Source organism: Pseudomonas sp. NBRC 111130 (assembly GCF_001320485.1).
GTDB classification, from domain to species: Bacteria; Pseudomonadota; Gammaproteobacteria; order Pseudomonadales; family Pseudomonadaceae; genus Aquipseudomonas; species Aquipseudomonas vlassakiae.
In genome coordinates, this window is record NZ_BCBG01000018.1 from 78,457 (window position 1) to 99,040 (window position 20,584).

21 protein-coding genes and 4 pseudogenes are annotated in these 20,584 nt (G+C 60.3%); 13 read left to right on the forward strand and 12 right to left on the reverse strand.

The window, feature by feature from the left end; all coding sequences use genetic code 11:
• The first annotated feature begins 63 nt into the window (after positions 1-63).
• The 5 genes from APH33_RS10965 (at position 64) to APH33_RS10985 (ending at position 6,072) form a co-directional block, all read left to right on the forward strand.
• Positions 64-1,716: a nitrite/sulfite reductase gene (locus tag APH33_RS10965; RefSeq protein ID WP_054885150.1), complete on the forward strand. Its 1,653-nt coding sequence runs from the start codon at positions 64-66 to the stop codon at positions 1,714-1,716.
• Complete coding sequence (locus APH33_RS10970) at positions 1,700-2,194, forward strand: DUF934 domain-containing protein (RefSeq protein ID WP_054885151.1); 495 nt, start codon at positions 1,700-1,702, stop codon at positions 2,192-2,194. Before APH33_RS10965 ends, APH33_RS10970 begins: the two co-directional genes overlap by 17 nt.
• A 125-nt stretch (positions 2,195-2,319) precedes the next feature.
• Positions 2,320-3,894, forward strand: coding sequence for a hypothetical protein (locus tag APH33_RS10975; RefSeq protein WP_156351932.1), 1,575 nt, complete (start codon positions 2,320-2,322; stop codon positions 3,892-3,894).
• A 141-nt stretch (positions 3,895-4,035) separates the two neighbouring features.
• Positions 4,036-4,839, forward strand: coding sequence for a 2,5-didehydrogluconate reductase DkgB (dkgB, locus tag APH33_RS10980; protein ID WP_054885152.1), 804 nt, complete (start codon positions 4,036-4,038; stop codon positions 4,837-4,839).
• 63 nt (positions 4,840-4,902) lie between these two features.
• Positions 4,903-6,072, forward strand: a complete 1,170-nt coding sequence (locus APH33_RS10985) for an MFS transporter (protein WP_054885153.1) — start codon at positions 4,903-4,905, stop codon at positions 6,070-6,072.
• Between the two features lie 43 nt (positions 6,073-6,115).
• On the opposite strand, the gene APH33_RS10990 is transcribed toward APH33_RS10985, so the two are convergent.
• Entirely contained in the window at positions 6,116-6,478 is a 363-nt protein-coding gene (locus APH33_RS10990; RefSeq protein ID WP_313431935.1) for a sn-glycerol-3-phosphate transporter, read from the reverse strand.
• Between the two features lie 213 nt (positions 6,479-6,691).
• Here APH33_RS10990 and APH33_RS10995 point away from each other — a divergent pair, with 213 nt between their 5' ends.
• Both APH33_RS10995 and APH33_RS11000 read left to right on the forward strand, forming a co-directional pair.
• Positions 6,692-6,961, forward strand: a complete 270-nt coding sequence (locus APH33_RS10995) for a hypothetical protein (protein ID WP_054885155.1) — start codon at positions 6,692-6,694, stop codon at positions 6,959-6,961.
• A complete protein-coding gene (locus tag APH33_RS11000; protein WP_054885156.1) occupies positions 6,958-7,689 on the forward strand; it encodes a zeta toxin family protein in 732 nt (243 codons plus the stop codon). The genes APH33_RS10995 and APH33_RS11000 overlap by 4 nt, the downstream gene beginning before the upstream one ends.
• 94 nt (positions 7,690-7,783) lie before the next feature.
• On the opposite strand, the pseudogene APH33_RS26555 reads toward APH33_RS11000, so the two are convergent.
• Together APH33_RS26555 and APH33_RS27645 are read right to left on the reverse strand one after the other, a co-directional pair.
• Positions 7,784-8,587: pseudogene (locus APH33_RS26555) on the reverse strand (sensor histidine kinase).
• Positions 8,584-8,745 (reverse strand): annotated as a pseudogene (locus tag APH33_RS27645) (winged helix-turn-helix domain-containing protein); the annotation flags it as partial. The pseudogenes APH33_RS26555 and APH33_RS27645, both read right to left, overlap by 4 nt.
• Before the next feature lie 245 nt (positions 8,746-8,990).
• Here APH33_RS27645 and APH33_RS11020 point away from each other — a divergent pair.
• The 4 genes from APH33_RS11020 (at position 8,991) to APH33_RS11035 (ending at position 12,894) form a co-directional block, all read left to right on the forward strand.
• Positions 8,991-10,223, forward strand: coding sequence for an MFS transporter (locus APH33_RS11020; protein ID WP_054885160.1), 1,233 nt, complete (start codon positions 8,991-8,993; stop codon positions 10,221-10,223).
• A 31-nt stretch (positions 10,224-10,254) separates the two neighbouring features.
• Complete coding sequence (locus tag APH33_RS11025) at positions 10,255-11,028, forward strand: helix-turn-helix transcriptional regulator (protein ID WP_054885161.1); 774 nt, start codon at positions 10,255-10,257, stop codon at positions 11,026-11,028.
• Between the two features lie 335 nt (positions 11,029-11,363).
• Positions 11,364-11,549 carry a hypothetical protein gene (locus tag APH33_RS11030; protein ID WP_054885162.1) on the forward strand — a complete coding sequence of 62 codons (186 nt, stop codon included), beginning with the start codon at positions 11,364-11,366 and terminating at the stop codon, positions 11,547-11,549.
• Positions 11,550-11,676: 127 nt separating this feature from the next.
• The gene (locus APH33_RS11035) at positions 11,677-12,894 is read left to right on the forward strand and encodes an amidohydrolase family protein (RefSeq protein ID WP_054885163.1); all 1,218 of its coding nucleotides are present in this window, start codon (positions 11,677-11,679) and stop codon (positions 12,892-12,894) included.
• Between the two features lie 22 nt (positions 12,895-12,916).
• Here APH33_RS11035 and APH33_RS11040 read toward each other — a convergent pair whose 3' ends face one another.
• The 5 genes from APH33_RS11040 to APH33_RS11060 form a co-directional block, all read right to left on the reverse strand.
• Positions 12,917-13,426 carry a hypothetical protein gene (locus APH33_RS11040; RefSeq protein ID WP_054885164.1) on the reverse strand — a complete coding sequence of 170 codons (510 nt, stop codon included), beginning with the start codon at positions 13,424-13,426 and terminating at the stop codon, positions 12,917-12,919.
• 78 nt (positions 13,427-13,504) lie between these two features.
• Positions 13,505-14,230, reverse strand: a complete 726-nt coding sequence (locus APH33_RS11045; RefSeq protein WP_054885165.1) for a DUF72 domain-containing protein — start codon at positions 14,228-14,230, stop codon at positions 13,505-13,507.
• 95 nt (positions 14,231-14,325) lie between these two features.
• Positions 14,326-15,132 (reverse strand): DUF3618 domain-containing protein, encoded by an 807-nt coding sequence (locus tag APH33_RS11050; RefSeq protein WP_054885166.1) that lies wholly within the window; start codon positions 15,130-15,132, stop codon positions 14,326-14,328.
• Complete coding sequence (locus APH33_RS11055) at positions 15,129-15,554, reverse strand: phage holin family protein (RefSeq protein ID WP_054885167.1); 426 nt, start codon at positions 15,552-15,554, stop codon at positions 15,129-15,131. The genes APH33_RS11050 and APH33_RS11055 overlap by 4 nt, the downstream gene beginning before the upstream one ends.
• A complete protein-coding gene (locus tag APH33_RS11060) occupies positions 15,554-16,147 on the reverse strand; it encodes a hypothetical protein (RefSeq protein ID WP_054885168.1) in 594 nt (197 codons plus the stop codon). The genes APH33_RS11055 and APH33_RS11060 overlap by 1 nt, the downstream gene beginning before the upstream one ends.
• Positions 16,148-16,634: 487 nt before the next feature.
• On the opposite strand from APH33_RS11060, the gene APH33_RS11065 reads away from it, so the two are divergent.
• Positions 16,635-17,327 carry a DUF421 domain-containing protein gene (locus tag APH33_RS11065; protein ID WP_054885169.1) on the forward strand — a complete coding sequence of 231 codons (693 nt, stop codon included), beginning with the start codon at positions 16,635-16,637 and terminating at the stop codon, positions 17,325-17,327.
• Positions 17,328-17,641: 314 nt separating this feature from the next.
• On the opposite strand, the gene APH33_RS11070 is transcribed toward APH33_RS11065, so the two are convergent.
• The 3 genes from APH33_RS11070 to APH33_RS26560 are packed head-to-tail and all read right to left on the reverse strand — an operon-like array spanning position 17,642 to position 19,094.
• On the reverse strand, positions 17,642-18,100 hold the full coding sequence (locus tag APH33_RS11070; protein ID WP_054885170.1) for a DUF3429 domain-containing protein: 459 nt from the start codon (positions 18,098-18,100) through the stop codon (positions 17,642-17,644).
• A 35-nt stretch (positions 18,101-18,135) separates the two neighbouring features.
• A complete protein-coding gene (folE, locus tag APH33_RS11075) occupies positions 18,136-18,696 on the reverse strand; it encodes a GTP cyclohydrolase I FolE (RefSeq protein WP_054885171.1) in 561 nt (186 codons plus the stop codon).
• The gene (locus APH33_RS26560) at positions 18,681-19,094 is read right to left on the reverse strand and encodes a thiol-disulfide oxidoreductase DCC family protein (RefSeq protein WP_082433551.1); all 414 of its coding nucleotides are present in this window, start codon (positions 19,092-19,094) and stop codon (positions 18,681-18,683) included. The genes folE and APH33_RS26560 overlap by 16 nt, the downstream gene beginning before the upstream one ends.
• An 887-nt stretch (positions 19,095-19,981) precedes the next feature.
• Here APH33_RS26560 and APH33_RS11080 point away from each other — a divergent pair.
• A pseudogene (locus APH33_RS11080) lies at positions 19,982-20,299 on the forward strand (glyoxalase superfamily protein); the annotation flags it as partial.
• A 109-nt stretch (positions 20,300-20,408) separates the two neighbouring features.
• Here APH33_RS11080 and APH33_RS26565 read toward each other — a convergent pair.
• A pseudogene (locus APH33_RS26565) lies at positions 20,409-20,501 on the reverse strand (transposase domain-containing protein); the annotation flags it as partial.
• Positions 20,502-20,584: the final 83 nt, after the last annotated feature.

A 20,584-nucleotide genomic window follows, 5' to 3' on the forward strand; every position in this document is an offset into this window, starting at 1 on the left:
CTCCGAACCGGAGTGCGCGGCCGTGCGCGCGAATAGCTGCATGCAGCCTGAGACAGGACTTTTATGTACGTATACGACGAGTACGATCAGCGGATCATCGAGGACCGCGTCAAGCAGTTCCGTGATCAGACCCGCCGCTACCTGGCCGGTGAGCTGAGCGAAGAAGAATTCCGCCCTCTGCGCCTGCAGAACGGCCTCTACATCCAACGTTTCGCGCCGATGCTGCGCGTCGCCGTGCCGTACGGCCAGCTGAACGCCAAACAGGTTCGCACCCTGGCCAAGATCGCCCGCGACTACGACAAGGGCTACGCCCACATTTCCACCCGCCAGAACGTGCAGTTCAACTGGCCAGCGCTGGAAGACATCCCGGATATTCTCGCCGAACTGGCCACCGTGCAGATGCACGCGATCCAGACCAGCGGCAACTGCCTGCGCAACACCACCACCGACCAGTTCGCCGGTGTGGCTGCGGATGAAATCGTCGACCCGCGCCCCTGGTGCGAAATCGTCCGCCAGTGGACCACCTTCCACCCGGAGTTCGCCTACCTGCCGCGCAAGTTCAAGATCGCCATCAACGGCTCGAAAGAAGACCGCGCCGCCATCGAGGTGCACGACATCGGCCTGGAGCCGGTGCGCAACGCCGCTGGCGAGCTGGGCTTCCGCGTGCTGGTCGGTGGTGGCCTGGGCCGTACCCCGGTGGTCGGTTCGTTCATCAACGAGTTCCTGCCGTGGCAGGACCTTATCAGCTACCTCGACGCCATCCTGCGCGTGTACAACCGTTACGGTCGTCGTGACAACAAGTACAAGGCGCGGATCAAGATCCTGGTCAAGGCTCTGACCCCTGAAGTGTTCGCCGAGAAGGTCGAGGCCGAAATGGCCTACCTGCGTGGCGGCAGCACCACCCTGACCGAGGAAGAAGTCCAGCGCGTCTCGCGCCACTTCGTCGATCCGGATTACCTGGCCCTCGACAACGTCGACTACAGCGCCCAGGATGCCGAGTTCCCGGGCTTCGCCCGCTGGCGTTCGCGTAACACCCGCGCCCACAAGCGCCCTGGCTACGTGGCCGTGACCCTGTCGCTGAAGCCGACCGGTGTTGCCCCGGGCGACCTGACAGACAAGCAGCTGGACGCCGTGGCCGACCTTGCCGAGCGCTACAGCTTCGGCTTCCTGCGTACCTCCCACGAGCAGAACATCATCCTCGCCGACGTCGAGCAGCGCCAGCTGCACGCGCTGTGGATGGAACTGCGCGAAAACGGCTTCGCCACGCCGAACATCGGCCTGCTGACCGACATCATCTGCTGCCCGGGCGGCGACTACTGCTCGCTGGCCAACGCCAAGTCGATCCCGATCGCCGAATCGATCCAGCGCCGTTTCGACGACCTGGACTACCTGTTCGACATCGGCGAGATCGACCTGAACATCTCTGGCTGCATGAACGCCTGCGGCCACCACCACGTCGGCCACATCGGCATCCTCGGGGTGGACAAGAAGGGCGAGGAGTTCTACCAGGTATCGCTGGGCGGCAACGCCGCGCGCGACGCCAGCCTGGGCAAGATCCTCGGCCCGTCCTTCGCCCAGGATGACATGGCCGATGTGATCGAGAAGCTGATCGCCGTGTACGTCGAACAACGTACCGAGGAAGAGCGTTTCATCGACACCTACCAGCGTATCGGCATCGACCCCTTCAAGGAACGCGTCTATGCAGCGAATCATTAAGAACAACCAGATCGTCGACGAAACCTGGCACCTGCTGCCCAAGGACACCGCGTTCGACGAGCTGACCAACTGCGACGACTACATCGTCCCGCTGCAGATGTGGCGCGACCACGCCCACGTGCTCAAGGCCCGCGATGGCGGCCTGGGCGTGTGGCTGGACAGCGACCAGGAAGCGGAAGAAATCGGCGAGGACGTGCAGCACTTCCAGGTCATCGCCCTGAACTTCCCGGCCTTCACCGACGGGCGCAGCTATTCCAACGCGCGCCTGCTGCGTGACCGCTATGGCTTCAAGGGCGAGCTGCGCGCCATCGGCGACGTGCTGCGCGACCAGCTGTTCTTCATGGCCCGCTGCGGCTTCGACGCCTTCGCCCTGCGTGCCGACAAGGACCCGGAAGATGCCCTGCAAAGTCTGAAGGACTTCTCGGTTACCTACCAGGGCGCCACCGACGAGCCGCTGCCGCTGTTCCGGCGCCGCTGATCGGCACCTGCAATGCCCTACGGCCCGCCTTTTGGCGGGCCGTTTCGTTTGTGCGCAATACACATTCAGGTTTCCTGATGGCACGCCGATAGCATGGATACCCACAGAATCCGCATGGAACGCCGATGGTGAACCCGATAGCTGCCGTTCGCACCTTTCCCGTCCAGATCGCGCCTGCAGCGACAGCCCAGATCAACGCAGCCAGCCAAGCCCCCGGCACGGTGACGCGCGCCAGTACGCAGGTGATCCTCGGCCAGCCAACGGTCGGCACGGACAGCGACATCTACTCCGCCAAAGGCAACTTAGGCAACACCTCGAACCGCTACATCTGGGAAACGCCGGCTGTCGACAAGCTCAGCCAATACATGGCCAGCGCCGTGCAATCGGGTGCAACCAGCACACGCTTCCAGGGCCTGGGGGCGGCGCTGCTGGCGCAACTGGCCGCCAATGGCGGTGAGACCATCGCCCAATCCGGCTTACTGGTCAGCGATACATCCGCGCCCAACGAACTGATCCTCGGCCTGCAGCAGTCGCGCCTGCGCGAATACGCCAGCAATAGCATCACTTTCAACCTCACCACCGCTTCCGGCGCCACTGTGACCTTGGGCCTGTACAGCAGCGAGCAAGGCCTGGCCGTGGATGCGCAGGTACAAGGCGGTACGCTCAGCGCCAAGGAGCTCGATGGCCTGGCAGCGCTCGCCAACGGCTTCCAGTCGGCCATCAACGGCCTGACCCAGGAGCCGCCGAGCCTCCAGCTGGGCGCACTGGTCAAGCTCGACCCAAACCTGTTCACCGGCCTGCAACTGGACGCGCAACTGGTCACCAGCAGCGGTGAACGACAAACCTTCGAACTGCGCCTGGACGACCAGACCCGTAGCCTGAAACTGCTGGGGCCCGGTGGCGAAGTGAAGATGAACTTCGACACCCAGGGCGGCGCTTTGCTGGGTAATCAGGCCATGCGTCAGGCTGCGGTGGCCAACTACCTGACGCAATTTGACGCCGCGCAGCAACGCGGCCATGGCGACGAACACCTGATGAGCCTGTTCAAGGATGCCTTCAGCCAGCTCAACAGCGTCGATGACGACAGACCTCGCACAGCCGGTGCGGCAGCCGCCCTGAACCGCAACAGTCGCCTGCTGCTCAACGGCCTGGCCGACTTCAACGCGTCTGTCAGTCAGCCCACGCTGCAGCCCAATCCGGTGAAGCCGGAAGAGGCAGACTACTTCAGCTACCAGGTTTCACAGGCAACCCAGATCAAGGGCGGCACCCACCTGTCCGTGGAGCAACAGCAACAGGCCAGTCTGAAGGCCGCTTGGCACCAAGGGTTCAACCCACTGGTGGCCCTGCAGCTGACCCGTGACAGCGAATCGCAGAACTACCGCTATCACGAGGTCGACGACCAGTCGAACAGCACGACCCGCCTCGGCTTCAGCAACGGCGTTCTGACTGAAGCTCGCGTGTCGCAACAGGCTAGCCAGACGGAGCGGGTCCGTTCCTACCAGAATGGCATCGAGATCTCGGATGTCGACAAGCACTTCTCCAACAGCAAGGATCGGGACCTGCTGGGCGTCCTCGACGCGCTGCTGCGAAAGGACAGTGAAGCACAGCGCATCGGCGCGCAGTCGACCTTGGAACAACAACTGCTGGGACTGAGCCAACTGTGGTTGCTGCAATCCAATCCGGCGCAGATCAAGCATTGATTGCACCACCTTGCCTGAATTGCATGACCTCAGGGGTCATTTTTGACTTCAAGTCAAATGACCTTGGCCCTGCCCTGCCTTAATCAAACACGCTGAATCCCGCACACTGCTCCTTACCGTTCTCTCACCTGGAGCAGATTCATGAGCATCCCATCCTTCGGCCTCGGCACATTCCGCCTAACCGGCCAAGCCGTCATCGATTCGGTCAAGTCGGCCCTGGAACTGGGCTACCGGGTCATCGACACGGCGCAGATCTACAAGAACGAAGCTGACGTCGGGCAGGCCATCGCCGAAAGCGGCGTGCCACGCAGCGAGTTGTTCATCACCACCAAGATCTGGGTCGAGAACTACGCCGCCGACAAGCTGATCCCCAGCCTGCGCGACAGCCTGCAGAAACTGCGCACCGACTATGTCGACCTGTTGCTGATCCACTGGCCGGCCCCAGGCAACGGCGTTGAGTTGGCCGAATACATGGAAGCCTTGGCTGAAGCCAAGACATTGGGCCTGACCCGTCAGATCGGCGTCTCCAACTTCAACATCGAGCTGACCCGCCAGGCCATCGCCGCGGTCGGCAAAGGCGAAATCGCCACCAACCAGATCGAGCTCAGCCCGTACCTGCAGAACAGCAAGCTGACCGCGTTCCTCAAGGAACAAGGCATCACCGTCACTTCGTACATGACCCTGGCCTACGGCAAGGTGCTGAAAGACCCGGTACTGGCCGAGATCGCCAACAAGCACAAGGCCACCGTCGCCCAGGTTGCGCTGGCCTGGGCCCTGCAGCTCGGTTACGCGGTCATCCCGTCTTCAACCAAGCGTGAAAACCTGGCCAGCAACCTGCTCGCCCGCGACCTGCACCTGGATGACCAAGACATGGCGCGCATCGCCACGCTCGAGCGCAATGGCCGTGAAGTCAGCCCTGAAGGCCTGGCGCCGATCTGGGACTGATGCCATGACTGTCGCCGAATACCGATTGCAGCACGTTCATCACACCGCGCAGGAGGCTGCATCATGAAAGCCGGACGTGTCCTGTTCGCCCTGGCCATCGGTGCCTTTGGCATCGGCACCACCGAATTCACGCCGATGGGCCTGCTACCGGTGATCGCCCAAGGCGTGGACGTCAGCATCCCCAGCGCTGGCATGCTGATTACCGCCTATGCCATCGGCGTCATGGTCGGGGCGCCGATCATGACCTTGCTGTTCAGCCGCTTCGGCAAACGCGCGGCACTGATGGCATTGATGGCGATTTTCACCGCAGGCAACCTGCTCTCGGCGCTGTCGCCAGACTATTACACCCTGCTCGCCTCACGCCTGGTCACCAGCCTCAACCACGGCGCTTTCTTCGGCCTGGGCGCCGTGGTGGCCGCCAGTGTCGTGCCCAAGGAAAAGCAGGCCAGCGCCGTGGCGACCATGTTCATGGGCCTGACCATCGCCAACATCGGCGGTGTGCCGGCGGCCACCTGGATAGGCCAGCAGGTCGGCTGGCGCATGGCCTTCGCTGGCACTGCGGGGCTCGGCCTGCTGGCCATGGCGGCCCTGTGGTATGCCCTGCCCAAGGGTGAGCGCGGCAGCGTGCCACATGTGCGCAAGGAACTGGCGGTGATCGCGCGCCCCAGCGTGCTGCTGGCGATGGCCACCACGGTGCTGGGCGCTGGCGCCATGTTCACCTTGTATACCTACGTGGCGCCAGTGCTGGCGGCGCTGACTGGCGCCTCGGACAGTTTCATCACCCTTGGCCTGGTGCTGATCGGCGTTGGCTTCACCTTGGGCAACAGCCTGGGTGGGCGCCTGGCCGACTGGTCGCTGGACGGCTCGGCGCGGATCTTCCTCGGCGTGCTGGCGGTGATCATGCTGTTGATGCCGCTGGTGCTGGGCAGCCATATCGGTGCCGCCATCGCTTTGCTGGTGTGGGGCATGTTCACCTTCGCCGTGGTGCCGCCACTGCAGATGCGGGTGATGATCGCCGCCATCGAGGCACCTGGGCTGGCGTCGTCGATCAACGTCGGTGCGTTCAATCTGGGTAACGCGCTTGGCGCAGCCTTGGGCGGCGCGGTAATCAGCCTGAACCTCGGCTATGCCGCAGTGCCGATGGCCGGTGGTGTGCTGGCGGCTGCCGGGTTGCTGCTGGTATGGCTCGGTGGGCGCAGCAAGGCTGCGGATAAAACCCTGGGCACCGCCTGACCTCACGGATAGCGCCGAACCTGAGGGAGCGGCGCTCTACCTGTCAGAATCTCAATCCTACGTTGATCATCCCCGCAGCCCCTCCCAGCACCACGAACTCGGCCCCCACCGGCCCCCAATGCACGCTGAACGACGGAATGATCACCGGCGCAACGCCGAAGTGGTTCAACGGGATCTTGTCATCATATTCGCCCTTGTACCCCTCGATCAGCCCAGTGCTGAGCTTGGCATACACGGGATAACGCTCGTGCTCCCAGACCTTGCCCAGGTAGGCGTAGTAAGAGCGCTGGGAGAACGAGTTCTTGAAGGTCGCCGCGCCCCATAGCAGGCCGTCAGTGTAGATACGCTCGATGCCGATCAATTCCTGGTGGTTGTTGTGCTCCGGTCCGTGGGTCCAGGATTGCAATTGCGCTGAAGCGGCCAGCGGCCGAATTGGGCAATGAATCAGAATTGGACTACACATCATGGCGAAAACAGCTAAGCGCCTTCGTGCCACACTCAGGCACGACCTCTTATCAGGACCGCCAAGATGCCATCCTTTGATGCCTTTTTACCGTGCCAGCGCTATGATGTCCCCTATGCACACAATCTGTTTCAGGTTGTCTGGAGGTATCTACCCATGGCTGCAAAAGCCAAGCATGCCACTGAAACTGAGCTCGACGCACTGGAGCAGTTGATTCCCGACTGCGCCACTGAAGCGACGCATTCCGCTTATCTGCGGGCGCTGCAAGTGAGCCGGCACGGCGTACTGCGCACCGATGATGGCCATCTCGTGCGGGTTGCTGCTGACGGCTCCAGAACAGTCGTGGCCAAGGCCAAACCCCGGCGCAGAGTCAATATTGGCGAGAAGATCAGCGTAAGGAAGGTCAGCGAGAATCCGACCCAGTGAAGGCCCGCAGGCTGCGGGTATTCGCCGGCCCCAATGGATCTGGCAAAAGTACTATCAAGGCTGACCTGCCGGCAGCCCTCACGCGAATTTTCGTCAATGCCGATGAATTGGAGAGAGAAGCCAAGGCCACTGGCTTTATCGACCTGGCAGTCTTTGAAATCGAAGCCAGCCTGGCTGAGCTGGTTCTATTTCACACCGATCATTACCTGATACGGCAGAAGCAACTGACTGATGAAGCCAGAATGCTGGGCCTGCACGGCTCGTGCGTCGACTACAGGCAGATCAAGGTGAATTCCTATTTCGCCTCCGTTCTGTCTGACTTCATTCGGCACCGCTTGCTCGATGAGGGTGTCAGCTTCAGTTTCGAAACTGTCATGTCGCACCCCAGCAAGGTCGAGTTCATGCGCAGTGCCCAAGCGCGGGGCTACCGTACTTACCTTTACTTCGTCTCGACTGAAAACCCTGAAATCAATATCGACCGGGTACACATTCGAGTGCAGGAAGGTGGGCATCCAGTCAGACCGGATCTAGTCAGAGAGCGCTACGCACGGGCATTGGACTTGCTGCCGGACGCTATCGCAGTCAGCAATCGCGCCTACGTATTCGACAACTCAGGTGAGTGTGCTGTGTGGCTGGCGGAGATTACTGAAGGCACCGAGCTTGAGTACCGAGCTGAACAGATTCCTGACTGGTTCTTCGATGCGTACATCGACGAAGTCGAGCCCTGAAAACTGGCAAAGACGGGGAAACCTGCCACTGACCACTACCACACCGCCGTGCGCTATGCCTACGAATACCGGCCTGAGCCACCTGAGCCTCTGATCAGCACACTGGCAAGCTGACCTTGACCTCCAGCCCGCCGCCCGGGCGGTTGGCCAATGTCACACTGCCGCCTTGCTCCAGCAAGATCGCGCGTACCGCCGGCAAGCCGAGGCCGGCACCACCGGTGTCACGATTGCGCGAACCTTCGATGCGGAAAACGGCGCGAACACGCGCTCCTGTAACTCGGGCGCGATGCCCGGCCCGCGATCCAGCACGGTGATTTCCAGTTGCTCGGCGGTTACCGCCAGCCGCAGCTCAGGCGCCAGACCGTATTTGACCGCGTTGTCCACCAGGTTCACCAGCACCCGCTTGATACCCACCGGCCTGCCAACGTAGACGCAGCGCCGCGGCGCGTCGAGTTTGTCACTCAGCTCGATCATCAGGGCGTAGCCGCGCGCGGGTTCGAACTCCCACGGTTCGGACGCTTCAAAGGCCTGGATCCGAGCATCAGGCCGTTTCAACAAGGCCCGCAGGGTTGGCGCGCCCTGGCGAAACTCGGCATCGACCAGTTCCGGTATACCGGCCTGGTCACGGCTGCGCAGCCATTGCACGGAGTAAGAACCATCGCCTGCTGCGCTGGCGATGCCGGGGCGCTGTATCGAGGATGCGAGTGACCGCGGCGACCTTCTCGATCACGCCGCTCTCCAGCAGCGGTGGTTGCGCCCACACGCTCAGCAGCAGGCTGAACAGCCCCTTGAGCAACAGCAGGATGAACATCGCCGTCAGGGTGGTCAGGGCAATCCAGCGGGCGATGGTGATGCGTGGCCGCGGCAAGGCCCTGCGCAGCCTGCTCAACAGCGTCATCGCCTGACCATGCTGGCAGTGAACAGGTAGCCGACATTGCGCAACGTGCAGATCAACGGTTCGGCACCCGCGTCGCTCTCCAGCTTGCGCCGCAACCGGCTGACTTGCACGTCGATGCTGCGGTCATAGGCTTCATACGACTCACCCCGGGCCTGATCCTCAGCCGTTATCGGGAACGTTATGCCGACGGTGGCGATACCCAGCGCCACGAAGTGCATCGCCGCATACCGATCGCCACGCTGTTGAAGTGGATGGCCAGGGCAGGCACGTCATAACGCGACACCCGCCTACTGAATGTCCGAATCGCGACAGTGGGTGCCTGTTCGGCGTGAGACAGGCATTGCCCGGCTGGATAACCTTCGTCGGGCAATGCCTTGCCATCATTCGAAAAAGAGCCTCGCCCATGACGACTCCTGCCGCCACCTTGGCCCCACCCACCACCGCCGACCAACCCCTGGGTTTTCTGGTCCGCATCGTCGGTGCCGCCGCCTTCGCCCACCTGCTCAACGACCTGATCCAGGCCGTGCTGCCGTCGATCTACCCGATGCTCAAGAGCGACTTCTCGCTGAGCTTCGCCCAGATCGGCTGGATCGCCCTGATCTACCAGGTCACCGCCTCGCTGCTGCAGCCGTGGGTCGGCATGTACACCGACAAGCGCCCCATGCCTTACCTGCTGCCCACCGGCATGCTGTTCACCCTGGTGGGTATCGCCCTGCTCGCCTTCGCCAACAGCTACCCGATGTTGCTGTTCGCCGCTGCGGTGGTGGGTATCGGCTCGGCGACCTTCCATCCCGAAGCCTCACGGGTGGCGCGCATGGCCTCCGGCGGGCGCTTCGGCACCGCACAGTCAACCTTCCAGGTCGGCGGCAACACCGGTTCCGCCATCGGCCCGCTGCTGACCGCCGCCATCGTCATCCCCCACGGTCAGCCTGCCATCGCCTGGTTCATGCTGGCGGCCGCCCTGGCGATCTTCGTGTTGCTGCGCGTCACTGGCTGGACCATCCGCCACGGCCAGACCCAGCTCAAGGGCCTGGCCGGGCAACAGGCGCCAGGACTGCCCACAGCCGCCATGTGGCGCGCAGTGGGCGTGATCGCCGTACTGATGTTCGCCAAATTCGTCTACATCGCGTCGTTCACCAACTACTTCACCTTCTACCTGATCGAACACTTCGGCCTGAGCGTGCAGCAAAGCCAGCTGTATCTGTTCGTGTTCCTTGCTGCCGTGGCCCTGGGCACCTTTGCCGGCGGGCCGGTGGGTGACCGTATCGGGCGCAAGGCGGTGATCTGGATTTCTTTCCTCGGTGTAGCCCCGTTCGCCCTCGCCCTGCCCTACGCCAACCTGGCCTGGACTGCGGTGCTGGCGGTGGCCATCGGCCTGGTGATGTCGTCGGCCTTCGCCGCGCTGGTGGTGTACGCCCAGGAGGCAGTGCCTGGCCGCGTCGGCATGGTCTCGGGGGTGATGTTCGGCCTGATGTTCGGCATCAGTGGCATCGGCGCTGCAGGCCTCGGCGAACTGGCCGATCTGCATGGCATCGAGTGGGTCTACCAGGTGATTTCGTTCCTGCCGCTGCTGGGCTTGGCCACCGCGCTGCTGCCGGCCACCCGCTCGAAAGCACGGCCTGCCCGCTGCTGCTAAGATGGCCGCGCCTGTTGGACTGGACACGATCATGGTCAAACCCCAGCACGAACTGCTGATGGAGGTCGATGAATGGACCTGGGAGGTGGGTAGCCGGGCAACCGACTACCCGCCAGACTGGTACATCGCCCCTCACTCGCACGCCAAGCACCAACTGATCTACGCCATCAAGGGGCTGATGCTGGTCGAGTCCGAGGCCGAGCGCTGGACTGTGCCACCCAGCCGCGGCATCTGGATGCCCAGCGGCCAGGTGCACGCCATCCGCTGCGTCGGTGACGTGAAGATGCGCAGCGTGTTCGTGCGCCCTGATACGGCGCTCGAACTGCCGCTGCAAAGCAAGGCCATCAGTATCTCGCCGCTGCTCAGCGAGCTGATCAAGGCGTCGGTCGACTTCGCTGGCCCTTTTGTCGAGGACTCACGCGAGGCGCGGATCATGCGCCTGATCCTCGACGAGATCTGCGTGCTGCCGACCTTGCCGCTGAAACTGTTGCAGCCCAGCGACAAACGCCTGCGCACGCTCTGCTCAGCCTTGCAGGCACGCCCCCACGACACGTCGACCCTCGCCGACTGGGGTGTGCACCTGGGCGTTGACGAGAAGACCATCCAGCGCCTGTTCCGCAAGGAAACCGGCATGACATTCGGCCAGTGGCGCCAACAGGCGCGCCTGATGCAGGCGCTGGAGCGCATCGCTCTGGGCGAACGCATCGTCGATATCGCAGCCACGCTGGGCTATGACAGCCCCAGTGCATTCGCCAGCATGTTCAAGCGCCAGTTCGGTATCACGCCCAGTCAGTTCTTCAAGTGACCACCGCCAACTGCCAGGCGCCCGGGCGATGGTGCCGCCTGGCAATTGCTACATAAAGTTGCAGCCAAGGTGAAAACGCCTTGGCTGCGCTGGCCACGCTCATGGCGACGACGGCCTGCCGCGAAGCTCAGCAAATACGGGCATTTGGCTGACATTCAATGCACATGAATTGAAACAGCTAGCAGGCGGATTTGTAGGACGTTTCTTCCGAGCGCTGTAGGCAGAATCGCCGCATCGCCCCTTTCCTGTATGAAACCCCAGTTTCTGCAAGATTTTGTCACTGATACGGTCCACTTTTCCTACAACGGCACGGACGCCAATGCCGCGAGAGCAACATGGATCAATACGACAAATCTGGCCTGGCCTTACAGAAAAATCTGCTCAATCTGCGTCGTGAACGGGATCGCTTGAGGACCGAAGGCAAGCATCAGGAGGCTGAACGACTGGCGCAGGAAATTTCGCGCATCGAAGCGGTGGTGGCTGCATTGCCCGCAGAGGCCAAACCACCAACGTTGCAGTAGGTAAGCAAACGGCCCTTGCCTGTATCAAGAAATACACTGTGGTCGATCCTGATAATTAATTTGTGAGGGGGCCGGATCATCCCTACCGTATGACGCTAGTCAAGTCTGGGAAGCAAAGGCCCCTTTCATGAACGACCGTGAGTTCATCAATGCCATCGACGCCGATGGGCTACCCCTGAACATCGCCGTGCGCGGCGGCCGCATCAGCCACCTCGGCGCGCACCGCGCCCGCACCGCCGCCATTGAGACCATCGACCTGGAAGGCCTGCTGGTGCTGCCCGGCTTCGTCGACGGCCACATCCATCTGGACAAGAGCTTTGTCGGTGACCGCTGGCGCCCGCACCAGCCGGTCGCCAGCCTGCGCGAGCGCCTGGCCGTGGAAAAACGCGAACTTGCCAGCGCCCCACCGATCGTCGAGCGCGCCGACGCGCTGATCCGCCAGGCCGCCTCGTTCGGCACCCTGGCCATGCGCTGCCATGTCGACGTCGATGCCACCACTGGCCTGGCCAACTTGCGCGCCATCCTTGAAGCCCGCGACAAGTGGAAAGACCTGGTCGACATCGAACTGGTGGCTTTCCCGCAGGCCGGTGTAGTGACCTGCCCTGGCACCGCGCAGGTGATGGAGGCCGCCGTGCGTGAAGGTGTGCAGGTGGTTGGCGGCATCGACCCGACCACCCTGGACGGCGATGCCGACGCCCAGCTTGATATCGTTTTCGGTATTGCCGACCGCCATGGCGTGAAGGTGGACATTCACCTGCACGAACCCGGCGACAGCTGCATCGCCCAGCTCGAGCGTATCGCCGCCCGTACCCAGGCACTGGGCATGCAAGGCCTGGTGGCGGTCAGCCATGCCTACGGCCTGGGTGATGTCAGCGACGCCGTGGTTGACCGCACTGCCGAAGTGCTGGCCCTTGCCGGCGTTTCGATCATGACCAATGCACCCGGCGACCACGCCTTCCCGCCTGTGCTGCGCCTGCGTGCCGGTGGCGTGCGGGTGTTCACTGGCAACGACAATATCCAGGACGCCTGGTGGCCCTATGGCAACGGCGACATGCTGCAGCGGGCGATGCTGGTCAGTTACCGCTCTGGTTTCAATACCGACGAGGAGCTGCGCGTAGCATTGGAAATGGCGACCGTGGCCAGCGCCGGGGTGATGGGCAAGCAGGATTACGGGTTGAAGGTCGGCAATGAAGCCAGCTTCATCCTGTTCAAGGCTCCGAATGCAGCAGCGGCGGTGGCGGCAGCCATTCATGAACGGGTGATCGTGCGCCACGGCGCCTTCTGGGGTGGGCCTGCGCAGCTACAGCTGAAGGCTGCGCAGTTCGCCACCGAACTGCGTCGCTAGCGAGAGCCATGGCAAAGCGCGCTTACTGAATGTGCTTGAGCTTTTCGAGCATGGCGGCGCTGCCCTTGAGGTAACCGGTGACCTCGCCATCGTCCCGTTTGAATTTGATGCCCATCACCTTGTTGTCCAGCTTGACCAGCTCGACCGATGCCCGGATGACTTCGTGGGGATGAGTGACTTCTGCGGGCGCCTTGCCTTTCTGGATGGAAACTTCGCTGACGGTCTGCTCGAACCTGTTGTGTTCAGCATCAAACGACCAGGACGACTGCTGCACGATCTTCTGCATTGAGTTCTTTTCGCTGAGGATCAGAAAGTCGGTGGCCGAACCGTCTGCCCTGAGTAGCAACAACGCCAGCGCCTGGGACGTGCCATCATCGGCGTTGGAGTACCAGACGCCATACAGGTCGCTTTTCAGGTACCTGGGCGCTGTGTTTGCCGTTTCACTTGGCGGCTTTGCTGTGCCGGGTGTGGAACAGGCGCAGAGCACCAGCGGAGCCAGCAGTGCGATTGCTACGGTGAGGTACTTTCTCATTACATTCCTGGGGCTTTTCAGTATCCGATCCGCAGCCTCACCCTTTCTTGACTGGCCGCGGGTTTCCTTTGAACAGGCTCAACCTGCCTGCATCGACAAACAGCGCTGCAACTGCAGCGCATTGGCGGTCGCTGCACCCGAGGCAGTGTTGTCGAAAATACACCATGTGCGGTGTCCGGCTGCGCAACTGAGGCGCAAATGTTCAGCCAAACCATTCAGGTACTCACCCGAATACTCGCTGTGATAGATCCGCGGTTCGCCGTGCAAGCGCCAATAGTTCAGGCCTGGCCATCCAGCCGGCGATGCGTCGGTGCCGAATCGCGCTGGGTTGGCCGCAACCTGAGCTACCTGCTGTTCCATCAACAACGCCTCTGCGTCATGCCAACTGCTGTGCCTCGGCTCCAGAGCCAGCGGGCCTTCATAGCATTCACGCACCCTTTCGAAAAAACGCCGCGCAACGGCGTAATCATAGATCAGCGACGGGGGTAGCTGTATCAACAGGCATCCCAGGCGGCTACCCAGTTGCCCACATTGGGCCAGGAATTCGGCAAGCGGGCTCTCGCAGCCCTGCAAGCGCAGCTCGTGGGTGATCCTTTTGGGTACCTTCACTGCGAAGCGAAAATCCTCAGGCACAGACGAAGCCCAGCGAGCGTAGGTTTCTGGCCGATGGGGTCGGTAGAACGAACTGTTGATCTCCACTGCGTTCAACTGGCCAGCGTAGCGTTGCAGGTGGGACCCCGACTGTGGAAAGTGCTCGGCATAGCGACTTGGCAGGCTCCAGCCCGCACATCCCAGATGGATCATGATGATCCTCCCTGCTTACCCGTTACTGATAATCGATCGGGATGAACACCAGCCCTTTGCATACTGAAAGGGCTGGCGAGACATGGGCTTGCCAATCATGGGGTGAAACCCAGCCCGGCAGAAAGGTCAGAGCCTTCAGCTTTGCGGCCCGCCTGTGATGACCCGGCATCACCCGCCTGATGGATAGACTGCTCGACCGACGTCTTCACCTCGCTGCCCTTGGCCTTGAGGGTATCGGTCAACCGGTCACTGCTGGCGCCCATCAGTTGATCTTCTTTGTGCGTGCTCGGTAGCGCCGCCCCCAATGCCGCACCCAGGGCGATGCCCAAGGCTGCCAGCACCAGCGGCTGTTCTTGCAGCAGATGATCGAATTGCCCCTTCAATGCCGTGGTCTGGTCCGCGACCCTGTGTGCGGTACTGCGCACGGTATCAGCTGACGCACCCACAGAATCGCGCGCACCGCTGCCCAGCTCACTGGCCCGATCGCGCACGTCATGGGCCTTCATGCGTGCTTTCTGGCTTGCGTCGTGCATCGCTGCTCCGGCATGGGCGAAGGCATCTTTCACCGTGACTACGGCATCGCCGAGTTTCTCGCCCAATCCGGGACCGTCATGCGCCGGCCCAGGGTTGAACGGGCGGTTCTGATTCAGGCCCAGCCATGCCAGGCCCAGCACCGTCAAGGTAGCGGGTACCGGATTATTTTTGAGCGTGGTGCCGAGGTTCTGGAAAAACTCGCCACCATGGCCTTTGGAATAGGCCAACACCCGGTCAAGCATCTGGCCTGGGCTCAGGCGCTGTTCGAGTGCATCTACCAGGTCGCTGATATGCTCGCGCTTGGCGTTGATTTCCTGCTCCAGCAGCTGCGGGTCTTTTTGCGCATCAGTCTCGAAAGGAGTGGTCATGGCAATTTCCTCTTCAGCGTGTCCTTGTCCTGTTGCATGGCATGAAAGGTGCGATCAGGTGCCAAATGGCCGGGCTCGAATTGCTTCTTGCCAGACTGCAGCATGATGAAGCCAATCACTACCGTGACTGCGCCGACGATCAACGCCGCCAACCACGGCGCGACCACCAGCGCCAACGCGTAGACCGCCGCCATCAGAAGGATGACAAAGCCCGCCAGCACCACGATCGCCCCGGCTGCCACCGCCGCCGTACCCGCCTTCAAGGTGGCCAGGTTGTGCTGCAATTCAGCCTTGGCCAGCGCCAGTTCCTTGGTGAACAGCTCGGGCACTTCCCGCATCAATTGGCGCAGCAGCCCACCCACGCCGACCGAATCGTTTTCCGAGGAGTGCAAGCCTGTGTTATGCAAAGGATCGTTGTTCATCATTCACCTCCTTTGAGCGGGTCGCGCTCGAACGGGCTGCCACTGACTGGCGTACCGGCACCTGTCCCAACGGGATCGTTCGGGGTGTAAAGAGTGCTGGTGGATATGTCGCTGCCTCTGTCAGGTGTTTCTGGCTGCGCAGGATGCGGCGGGCTGAAAGCCGCAGCCGCAGGACGGTCTGGTTCCTGGGTGGCAGTGGCTCGGAGGAAACGTGACACGGCAAAGCCGACTGCAACGCTACCGGCCAGAAACAGTGCCGGGTTGCTGCGGGCAAGCTGTGCGCTGCGTTGCAGCAGGCTCTCGGCGCTTTCGTGACGTACCTGTTCGGCGAACTCGCCCACATATTCAGCCGCCTGGCTCAGATAGTGCGAGAGACCCAGGCTGTCGTTGCCTTCCAGCGCCGACGCCGCTGATCGCGCCCCCTCCTTCAGCGAATCGAGCTGGTCGGCTGCAGTATCGCGATAATGCTCAAACTGTTCGCTGCCCTGGTGCCTGGCTTCACCCAGCAACGCTCCGGCCTCTTGATGGATGGCATGCACGTGGTCCTGGAGGTTGCCGGGTGGGGATGTCGAGCTTTGGTCGGTCTTTTCCATCGTTGTACCCTCGAAGCTGATTGGAAGTGAATGCCGGTTTTGAGAGGCATTCTTGCGAGGGACGCGTTGCAATCGAAGGGAGTTCAGCGCGCATGACCTGTGACATTTGCTTAAGGACCCAAAGGTAATCGTGACATCAACCGGGCTGCTGATAACCGCCGCGCATGCTTTGACGGCGTATCCGCTAGCGTGAAACGCCCCCCGCAGTCCGCTTGGCCATCTACCAAAGTCTGGATCTCGGCGAAGACCTCTGAGGTCACGCAAAGGGACTCCGCTGCATCCCGAACAACTCGTGGACCATGATTGCCTGGGCTATCTGTTCTTCGATCAAACCGCCGCCTGTAGAGGTGCTCAAGCGCGAATGCTTCGTGGCCGATCGCGACCGGAATTGAATTCTTCGTTGGTTTCGAGACTCTCTGTAACGATCAGCAAGCGCTAGAGGAGCGGCCTGCCCGATGCTTGAACAACAATGAAAATGGAATAGAGAATGGTCACATTCGATCTGCAACGGATGCTGATAGGCGAGCTCCCGCTAACCTTCCTTCTCGAGGTTGCCTTGCGGGTTTCTGCAGCATTCCTGGCCGTATTCTTTTTCTTGAAGTTCAGTGGCCGACGTGGAATCAGACAGCTCTCCCGATTCGAACTCGTCGTCATTCTTACCCTTGGTTCTGCAGCAGGCGATGTGACCTTTTACGAAGATGTGCCCCTGCTTCCGGTCGCGCTCGTTTTCCTCACGCTATTGCTGCTCTATCGCGGCACCCTCTACCTCATGCGGCGAAGCAAAACCTGTGAAGCGTGGATCGATGGCTTACCCATCACGGTGGTAAAAGACGGGATGTACGAAATCCATTCTCTGCGGAACCTGAACATATCCTCCAATGAACTGTTCATGGAGCTTCGTCAACAAGGTGTGGAACACTTGGGCCAGGTACGTCTTGGCCTGTTGGAAACCGATGGGGATCTCAGCCTTTATTTTTACGCTGCTGAAGACACTCGTCCTGGCCTATCGGTGCTCCCTGAAGAACACCGGTCAGAGTTTGCATCACCCCCGACTGCAGGCCTCTACTGCTGCGTGAACTGCGGATTCCCGACTTACCACGAGGCGCAGGACTCAGTCTCTTGCACCCGATGCGGCCATACCATCTGGTCTCCTGCTCTAGATACCCTACGCAACCGCTAATGAGCCATCTGGCACCCGATCCAATCAACGCATTGGATTGCGGTGATCCCTGGTGCATAGCCAGCCTGGCCCAGCAATCGCGGACTTCGTCCGAGAGTCCGTAACGCTTTGCCATCACAGAATTCCTTTTCGTTAATGGCGAGGGGACTCTACAAAATCTCAGTGATCTTGTGGCGGCGATTGGGTTTCTCGGAATTTCGTATAGAGCCTGGAGAGCCAGCGCCCCGGGCCAACATTTGCGAACGATAGGGTTGGTAGGGCCTGGCTGGTGACGCTTCAATTGTTACCTAGGCACCGACACCGGAACAGTAGTTTCAGTTTTCAAAAGACACTACAAGCGCGCCAATGATCAAACACAAGCTCGCCACAATCGTTAAGTTCATTCGCATAGGTAAATACCACTCAGGCAAAAAATTCATCAATTTACGATCTTGCCAAAAGTCTCCAATAAAGCCAAAGCATAAAAGGAAGCAGCCCCATGGCGCAGGCAACAACATGCCAATCCAACCGATAAGGGCTGGAATCACACTCCACACGAGCCTCTCCTGTCGCTCAGCCGCAGGCAAGCCCTGTAGCGTCATAGCGAACCCCCAATGCAGAGCCCCCACAAAACTCAGTATCACAGCCCCATAGCCAACCAATGCAATAGATAGAAACTCTCGATACTCAGCCGCCAAACAAATCAGCAGTGTCAAACCAACAAATGGCAGCAATCCACTGTAACCCAACACTGTAAAGCGACGTGGAGATAACGAATCGAAAACAGTACTCATTGGTACGTCACTCCTCTAAGGCTCAGGATCAGTTTTCAGGTGTGTCGCCCAATGAGCTTCAGGAATTCGTACCGGGTAGTCGGGGACTCTCGGAACTCACCAAGCATTACCGACGAAATCATCACCGAGTTCTGCTTTTCTACACCTCGCATCATCATGCACATGTGCTTAGCCTCGATAACTACCCCAACCCCTGCAGCGTCAGTCACTTCCTGTACGGCACATGCAATCTGTCTGGTTAAATTCTCTTGAATCTGCAAACGGCGGGCGAACATATCAACTAAGCGTGCCACTTTGGAAAGACCTAATACACGCCCTGTTGGCAGGTAAGCAACATGCGCCTTTCCAATAAACGGCAACATGTGATGCTCACATAATGAGTACAGTTCAATATCGCGAACCACGACCATCTCATCGTTCTGGCTTTCGAACAAAGCACCATTGACTATCTCATCCAGGCTCTGGGTGTAGCCATTGCATAGGTATTGCATCGCTTTAGCAGCACGTTGGGGCGTATCCAAGAGGCCTTCTCGCTGCGGGTCTTCACCCACGCCGACAAGGATTTCACGATAAGACTCGGCTAGCGAACGCGACATTTGGATTCCTCACCTTTGCAACGTTGCCCACCCTCGGGATGAGGGAGCCAGGCCAAACCAGGCCTCAAAAGACAGAACAATCTGTAAAAAACCGAAAGAAAAGGACGTAGCGGACGCCAAGCCAGTGGAGCTGCCCAGATTCCTACACCGGCAGCACGCCAACTCCACAAGGTTGCGTCCAAGCCTGTGACCCACTGATCGTTCGCGAACCTTGCGTGCAAGCACGACCTCAATTGTTCAATCGTCAGGCCCAAGGGTCTGGGATCGAAGCCATCGCCATCGATATCGATCAGGATGAGCTTTGCTGCGGTAGAGCGCCTGCGCAGGAAGGCCACCTCCCTGGAGCACAATGGGCACGCGCCGTCGAAGTACAGCGTCAAAGGCCACTGGCAATACATGTACAAGACCTCGTATTTGTACAGGTTTTGTATAAGTTAGCGGAACCCAAGAAATTAGCAATGGCCGTGATGAAAGATCACCTCGCAAAGCGCCCATTAGCCTGGGGCTGGCGGGATCAGGCGCCGTGCAGATAGCGGTAGGCGACTGGAGTCAGCAGGTGTCAGTCGAGATCGGGTGGAACGAACACCGGTCGGTGCAGGGATTGGCTCCTGCCAGATCACACCCCGATGCATCTTCAGAACAGTCAAAAAAATTGAATCAGCTAATTGCCTGCTCGGTCAGGAATTATGAACGCAGTAAATCTGACGAGGTAACAGCAATGACTATCCAGGCAGAGACACTCGCTCAATTGACCAAAGCTCTCCAAGAGCGCGGCATGAAACTCGTAACAGACGTTGCATTTACCAGAGCGCCATACCGGCAAAACCATCGGTGGATCTGCATCGTCGAGTAGCAACTCTATTTGCCGGCGGCTCGGGCTAAGACCCCACCGCCGGCTCTGCCCACTCAGCCAACAAAGCAGCCCAAGCCCTGGGAGCGGCCGCTCAATTGCCACGGCTGCGGACGCTTCATCAGCCGGGACGGCCGATTGACTGCCAAGAACTGCGGCGCGAAGGACTGCCCATGACCCTCCGGCGCTGCCTGCCAGAGTCTTCCCCGATCTCGCAACTCCATTACCACTCTCCTTGTTTGGTAAGCGGCGAAGCATATCACTCGGCGCTGCCCGCCAGCGCCTTGTCAGACAGCACCCGGTTCAAGAATCCGTCCCCAGGTTTCGATCAGTAAGGAAACTTTCACGGGTGGTGCCCTTTACGCAAGCACTTACAAGATGAGCAATATCGCTCGTTCTTGGAGTTTTACCTGTGATCATCGGACGCCTGATTCTGATGAAGCGAAGGCGAGGGAGTTTTACCTCGATTTTCCGGGCTTCAGTGTCGAATTCGAGCATCGCTTCGAAGCGGATCTTCCCCTCTACCTAGGGCTCAGCCGGGATGGAGTGCACGTCCACCTTTCTGAGCATCATGGTGACGCAAGCTCAGGAACGACCATCTTTGTTCCCATGCAGAACATTGAGCTATTTCGGGACGAGTTGATCACCAAACGCTACGGTTTCGGGCGACCCGATATTGTGGAACAGGGATGGGGAAAGCTTTTGGCGGTATACGATCCGTTCGGTAACCGTATCCGTTTCTGCCAAAGCTGACTCGAATGCTTTCAGGAGTTAGCTTCCGTTCTTAGAATCAACGAGGCGCCTGTTCAAATAAATGAGATTGAGCAGGCTTCCTTGTATGCAAATACTTGATCTCGGTTAGCTAGGCTGGCGTCCATTGATGCGGTAGCAGTTGTTCGATTTCACTGGCCTTCTGCGTCGGCAAGCGCGTCAGCACTTCCTTGAGATACGCATATCCCTACGTCTGATAGACGCTTCCCTTGCCCGCCTAGCAGCGGGCTTTTTTTCCGCAAATGTCATCGGATCCGGCCATTCGTC